Origin of the sequence: Arthrobacter sp. (genome assembly GCF_031179385.1) — a bacterium.
Classification (GTDB): domain Bacteria; phylum Actinomycetota; class Actinomycetes; order Actinomycetales; family Micrococcaceae; genus Arthrobacter_D.
The window spans coordinates 42,900-49,149 of record NZ_JAPSHV010000009.1; the positions used below are offsets into that span (position 1 = coordinate 42,900).

Below are 6,250 nucleotides of genomic sequence, written 5' to 3' on the forward strand. Positions count from 1 at the left end.
GCGTACTGGGCGAGGGCCCCGCGCCGAGCGTAGCGAGGGGTGGAAGCCAGGAACGCGGTATAGCTGACTGCGTTACTGTGAGGACGTGCCCGCGTTCCAGCCCTCCGTCCTGAACATCGGCTTTGTCCCTGGGGTAACTCCGGGGAAGTGGGTGGGACGTTGGCGCGAAAGGAACCCGGATCTTCCGATCGAAGCGACCGAGTACGACGACGACGCGCTGGCTTCAGCGCTTCGGAACGGTTCAGTGGACATCGCCTTTGTCCGTCTGCCCATTGATCGGGACGCCCTCAGCGTTATCCCGCTCTATGAGGAACTGGCAGTAGTAGTGGTGTCGAAGGACAATGAGCTCTCCCTGCTGGACGAGGTGGCACTCAGCGAACTGGCCGACGAAAACGTCCTTGATGTCCAGGAATGCGGTGGCGCCCGAACGGCCATCGAGGTTGCGGCGTCAGGTGCGGGCGTCGTTGTGCTGCCCATGTCCGTTGCCCGCCACTACAACCGGCGGGATGTGGTTGCGCCAGTCGTTCCGGACGCACCTTCAACGACCATTGCGGTCGCCTGGATTGCCGACAACACCACGGACGACATCGAGGAGTTCATCGGCATAGTCCGGGGGAGGACAGCCCGTAGCTCAAGGCAGCCCTCGGCGCAGAAGGAAACCCCCAAAGAACCGAAAAAGACAGCCAAACCCGCAAAAGGCAAACCCGCTTCCGGGAGGAACACCACCCGTAAGCCGGGAACATCCAAGGGCGCCTCAGGGGCACGTGGTCGAGGACGCCGTCGTTAGCGTGGAACCAGCGGTTCAGGAAGCTTCTGCAGCCACTGGCGGAATGACTGCGCCGGTGTTGACGCCCTGCCTACCGTGCTGGGCGATGATCTCGGCGTATCGGTGGAAGGATGCACGCGGTACCCGGTCGAGCGTGGCCGGTTCCATACGCACCAGGCCGAACTTTTTCGTGTAGCCCTCCTGCCATTCCCAGTTGTCCACGAGGGTCCAGTGGAAATACCCTCGGACGTCCACGCCCTCGGCAATAGCATCACCGAGTGCCGCCAGGTGCTTTTCCAGAAACTCGATCCGTCGGGTGTCTTTCACGTCTCCGCCGGGGCCGTCGTCGTACGCGCAGCCGTTCTCGGTGATGTAGATCGGCGGAATGTTTGGGTACTGCTCCTTGAGCTGCTTGAGGATGGTGGTCAAACCGCTGGGGATGACCGGCCAGTCGAAGTCGGTTTTCGGTACGTCCGAGTAATCCCGCTGCATGAAGGGAACCGGGAACAGCGGCGGAGATGCGCCGACCTTCGTGGGGAAGTAGTAATTGATCCCATAGAAATCAAGGGGCGTGGAAATGATCTCCATGTCGCCCTCCTGGATGACCTCGAAGGAGATGCCTTCAATCCCTGCGAGGTCGGGCGGGTATTCACCGGTGAGCAGCGGTGCCGCAAATTGTCCGTTGTGGTAGTGGTCATAGAGGAGAGCGAGTCCCCGCTCTTTCTCAGAGTCACTGGCCGGTTCCACCGGCGAATGGTTATTGACGACGCCGATGGGCGCGTCCAGCGTTTCGCGCAGCACCCGTACGGCCCGCCCATGGGCCAGCAACAGGTGATGCGCTACCGAGAATGCGCTGCCCAGCAGCATGAGCCCCGGCGCGGCCCTGCCTATGGCGTGCCCCACGCCGGTATGCACCACGGGCTCATTCACCGTCATCCAGGCGGCAACCTTGCTCCCGAACTCATCGCGGACAATCCGGGTGTAATTGACGAAGGCGTCGATGGTGTCCCGGTTCTGCCAACCCCCGGCATCCTGCAGGGCCAGTGGGAGGTCCCAGTGATACAGGGTTACCCATGGTTCGATGCCCCGCTCCAGCAAGGCATCGAGTAGACGGTGGTAGAACGCGATCCCCTCCGGATTTGCGGGTCCCGTCCCGGTGGGTTGGATGCGCGGCCACGCGATGGACATCCGGTAGGCTTTCCCGCCCAACTGCTTGAGGAGATCGAAGTCTTCCTCATACCGGTTGTAGTGGTCGCAGGCTATTGCTGGACTTGAGGCATCCAGGATGTTGCTGTGCTGGCTCGCGTATTCGTCCCAGATGCTCGGCCCGCGCCCGCCCTCGTTGACCGCGCCTTCAATCTGCGCCGCTGCCGTCGAGGTCCCGAATACAAACCCCTCGGGTAGTCCAAACTCGCTCATCAGCACTCCCTGGTCTCGATATCACTTCACTAAAGAACTCCCCACCCCCACCCGTCAACTGCATTGCCCAGTTTCTTCTCGGGATAGACCGATATGGTGCTTGCATGGCCCGATCCACTCCTTCCCCTCTTGGCCAGTTTCTTCCTGGTCAGCGCATGCCGCTTCGCCTGGCCAATCCTTCTCAGTTGACCCCGGACGGCCCGCTCGCACCGCGTTGGGGGGCCGGCCTCGCGATGGCTGGGTTGGTGCTGGTGGTGTTGGTGCCGCTGGGAGGAACGCTTGCACTTGCCGGGGTGCTGCCCTTCGGCCCACAGCTGATCTTCGCGTCTTTGCTGCTGACGTGGACGGCGATGTTCGGCGTTACCCTGTACGCTTCGCGGCGCCATGGCTTCCGTTCTTTTACGCGCGACTTCGGCCTCCGGTTCCGGTGGATCGACCTGGCGGTGGGCATTGGCGTGGGCATCGCCGCCCGTATTGTGCTGGCGATCATTCTTGCGATCCTCACGCTGCTGTGGCCGCTGCAGGACGGTGAGGTGATCCAGGGCAATGCAGAATTGTTTCTCACCGGTGACACTGTCTGGCTGATTATCAACGGCGTGTTCGGTGGTGTCCTGATGGCACCTTTCCTGGAGGAGCTGTTCAACAGGGGGCTGGTGCTGCGCGGGGTGCAGAATGCACTGTGGCTTCGGCGCACCGGGGACCGGCGTGATGCCGTGGCCCCCGCCGTACAGAGAAGGTCCATTGTCACGTCCACGGTCATTGCCCTCCTGGTGAGTTCCCTTGCCTTCGGCCTGTTGCATACCGGTGCAGTTCCGGACCTCCGTTCATCCGTCTACCTGCTGGTCAGTACGTTCACCGTTGGTTTGATGTGCGGGGTTCTGACGGTCATCACGGGCCGCTTGGGTGCTGCAATTGTGACTCACGTAGTGTTCAACGGCACCGGCGTTGCACTGCTGCTGCTGATTCCGCCGGAGCTGTTGCCCTGATCAAGAACCGTTCGTACCCTCCAGGAGATCACCTAATGTTCCGCCGCCGAGGAAGGGTTGTGCAGCAAGGAAGCGGATCTCCCACTGCTGCGGAAGATGGTTGTCTGAACCGACTACCCAGTAGACCTGAAGCGCCGTAAAACCGTTTCGGCCGTACAAGGAAAAAGCGTCACGGAGTCTTCCCAGTGAAGCCTGCCGCACCTCGATGGCGTGGCCGTCGAACTGCCCGTGAAACACCCGGCTTCCCGACCGGGTAAGCCGCGCGAGCTCCGGTTCAAGCTGTGACCAGGCATGCCGCACGTGGCCGGAGCTTTGGCCATAGAGAATCAGCTCTGGCAGCCCCTGCTCAGTGCGGCCCACTGTGTAGGCGCACGGCAGGCCGCCATGGTCCTGGCTGACGCGCAACTGCACCCCCTCCTGCCTCACCTGGGCCTGGATGTGTTCCCGGTCGAAGTCCTCTTCGCGTCGCAGGCTCGAGAATTCAAGTGAAGAACAGGGGCGATGAAAGATGAGGTCGGTCATGGTGCTCTCCTTCGGTGTCACTGATTCGAAGGTGTCATCCCCCTCCGACATTTCGCCGGGGGCTACGCTTGGCCGCATGCAGTTTCCTGTCTACGCCACTCTTCTCACCGACATTCGTGACACCGTGCTGACCATCACGGTCAATCGGCCAGATGCCCTGAACGCCCTGTCCTCACGAGTGATCGAAGATCTTGAGCATTGCCTTGCTGCGGTGTCTGAGGTCCTGACGAACGATGACGGCGCGTGGCCGGTTCGCGGAGTCATCATCACCGGCGCGGGGAAGGCCTTCGTCGCCGGTGCGGACATCCGCGAGATGACCGCGATGAGTCCCGATGAAGCGCATGCCTACAGCTCCCGCATGCACGGAGTGACCCTAGCGATTGAGCAGCTGCCGGTTCCGGTCATCGCTGCAGTGAACGGGTTCGCCCTGGGCGGCGGATGTGAGCTCGCTATGGCGTGTGACCTGATCTACGCGGTTTCGACGGCATCGTTCGGGCAGCCGGAAGTCAGCCTCGGCCTCGTTCCCGGTTTCGGTGGGTCTGTACGGCTGCCGCGGTACGTGGGCCAGGGTTTGGCCCGCGAGCTCCTCTTCACCGGACGCCGTCTGAATGCCGAGGAAGCACAGAGGGCAGGCCTTGTCACAGCGCTTTTCGACACGGTCGAGGAACTGCTCGACGGCGCACACAGCACCGTCGTCCTCGTAGGGCGCCAGTCTCCCGCCGCCGTCGCTCTGGTCAAGCAGACGCTTTCAGCCACGCAGGGTATGACCACCGCCGACGGCCTTGCTGTGGAAGCGGAGTCATTCCGCGCCGCTTTCGCTACGGAAGACAAGGTAGAAGGAACTCGTGCCTTCCTCGCAAAGGAGCGCCCCAACTTCCCCGGACGCTGACAATTCCCGCCCTGACCTGCGTAAAAGCTAGTGAAGGGGTATCTTGCTAAGCATGCTGAGAATTCACGAGGTGGTGCCGTGGCTGCTGCTCCTGCTGGGGCTCTCATCCTGCGGCATCGCCATTCCACAGGACCCGGAAGGAACGCTCGAAAGGGTATCGGGAGGGACACTCAGGGTAGGCGTCAGCGAGAACGCCGAGTGGGTCCAGCTGCCTGCGTCGGGAGATCCGGAGGGCATTGAACCGGAGCTGGTCGAGGAATTTGCAGACACGCTGGACGCCGGCATCGAGTGGGTGCAGGGCACCGAACACGAACTAGCGGACGACCTCCACCATGGTGAGCTCGATCTGGCCATCGGTGGATTCGGCGCGGACACCCCGTGGATCAAGGACGCTGGGATCACCAGGCCGTACACGGAAACCACTGATGAGCGCGGCAAAACCGTCAAGCACGTCATGCTCGTGCCGCTTGGCGAAAACGCCTTCCTGCTGAAGCTTGACCAGTTCCTTCAGGCGCAGGAGGTTCAACTGTGAACAACGGTGAGAAAGACGCAGCCCGTTTTGGCCACACCGCATTGCCGCCGGAGCAGCAACGCGCACTCCGGAAGGCGGTCAAGTGGGAATGGATCACCATAATCTTCCTGGCCGTCTCCACATTTCTGGTGTATCTGGTGCTGGGGAACTCGCAGGCCATGAAGGCCGCGTGGATTGAAGACATGTTGTCCTTCCTGCCTCCAATCTCCTTCCTTGTCGCAACCAGGGTGATCCGCCGTCGTCCATCTGAGTCCCATCCCTACGGATATCACCGGGCGGTCGGCGTGGCCCACCTGGTGGCAGCAGTGGCGCTGGTGGTCATGGGTGGGTACCTTCTTGTCGACTCAGGGTTGAAGCTTGTGACAGCCGAACATCCCACAATTGGCGGAATCACCCTGTTGGGCAATACCTTCTGGCTGGGATGGCTGATGGTGCTGGCGATGCTGCTGACAGCAGGACCGCCGGTGGTCCTTGGCATCATCAAGATGAAACTCGCCAAGACGCTGCATGACAAGGTGCTCTACGCCGACGCCGACATGAATAAGGCGGACTGGATGACAGCACTCTCCGCAGCCGTGGGCGTACTGGGCATCGGTATGGGCCTGTGGTGGGCTGACTCCGTGGCCGCGCTCATCATCTCCACGAGCATCCTGCACGACGGGATCAAGAATCTGCGAGGAGCCATCGGAGGTCTGACTGACACGCGGGCCAGGACTTATGACGACTCCGAGCCTCACCCACTCGGCGAGCGGATCGATGCGTACCTCCAGAGCCTGCCCTGGGTCAGGGAAGCCAGATCACGGGTCCGGGATGAGGGGCACGTCTTCCACATCGAGTCGTTTGTGGTGCCCAGGAAATGGCCCGGTGCAACGCTTCGCAGGATTGAAAAAGCCAGGGAGGCCTGCGTCGGGATGGACTGGAAGGCCCAGGACATGGTGATCGTGCCGGTTACGGTGCTACCCGAGGAGTTCCTGCCCGGCCTGACACAGGGCGGAGGGGAGTACCGCTAGAAAGGAGTCAGGGTGGCGGCCTAGCGGCCAGCACCCCAACCGCTTCCTGTACTACTTCTGAGCGGGCTTCACCACGTTGGCCGTGGGCTGCATGTTTTCGGCGTTGACCATCCAGGCATACTGCTC

7 protein-coding genes are annotated in these 6,250 nt (G+C 61.9%); 5 read left to right on the forward strand and 2 right to left on the reverse strand.

Annotated elements, in window-relative coordinates; translation table 11 throughout:
* Positions 1-85: 85 nt before the first annotated feature.
* Positions 86-787, forward strand: coding sequence for a LysR family transcriptional regulator substrate-binding protein (locus RIF85_RS03215; RefSeq protein WP_309070466.1), 702 nt, complete (start codon positions 86-88; stop codon positions 785-787).
* Between the two features lie 15 nt (positions 788-802).
* Here RIF85_RS03215 and RIF85_RS03220 read toward each other — a convergent pair whose 3' ends face one another.
* The gene (locus RIF85_RS03220) at positions 803-2,185 is read right to left on the reverse strand and encodes a GH1 family beta-glucosidase (protein WP_309070467.1); all 1,383 of its coding nucleotides are present in this window, start codon (positions 2,183-2,185) and stop codon (positions 803-805) included.
* Between the two features lie 104 nt (positions 2,186-2,289).
* On the opposite strand from RIF85_RS03220, the gene RIF85_RS03225 reads away from it, so the two are divergent.
* Positions 2,290-3,171, forward strand: a complete 882-nt coding sequence (locus RIF85_RS03225) for a CPBP family intramembrane glutamic endopeptidase (RefSeq protein ID WP_309070468.1) — start codon at positions 2,290-2,292, stop codon at positions 3,169-3,171.
* Here RIF85_RS03225 and RIF85_RS03230 read toward each other — a convergent pair whose 3' ends face one another.
* The gene (locus RIF85_RS03230) at positions 3,172-3,771 is read right to left on the reverse strand and encodes a DUF4262 domain-containing protein (RefSeq protein ID WP_309070469.1); all 600 of its coding nucleotides are present in this window, start codon (positions 3,769-3,771) and stop codon (positions 3,172-3,174) included.
* Between RIF85_RS03230 and RIF85_RS03235 the strand changes: the two genes are divergently transcribed.
* From RIF85_RS03235 to RIF85_RS03245, 3 genes are read left to right on the forward strand one after another with little or no spacing between them, the layout of a single operon-like run.
* Positions 3,770-4,582, forward strand: coding sequence for an enoyl-CoA hydratase-related protein (locus tag RIF85_RS03235; protein ID WP_309070470.1), 813 nt, complete (start codon positions 3,770-3,772; stop codon positions 4,580-4,582). The genes RIF85_RS03230 and RIF85_RS03235 overlap by 2 nt on opposite strands.
* A 52-nt stretch (positions 4,583-4,634) precedes the next feature.
* The gene (locus tag RIF85_RS03240; RefSeq protein WP_309070471.1) at positions 4,635-5,114 is read left to right on the forward strand and encodes a transporter substrate-binding domain-containing protein; all 480 of its coding nucleotides are present in this window, start codon (positions 4,635-4,637) and stop codon (positions 5,112-5,114) included.
* Entirely contained in the window at positions 5,111-6,124 is a 1,014-nt protein-coding gene (locus tag RIF85_RS03245) for a cation diffusion facilitator family transporter (protein ID WP_309070472.1), read from the forward strand. Before RIF85_RS03240 ends, RIF85_RS03245 begins: the two co-directional genes overlap by 4 nt.
* The last annotated feature ends 126 nt before the right edge of the window (positions 6,125-6,250 follow it).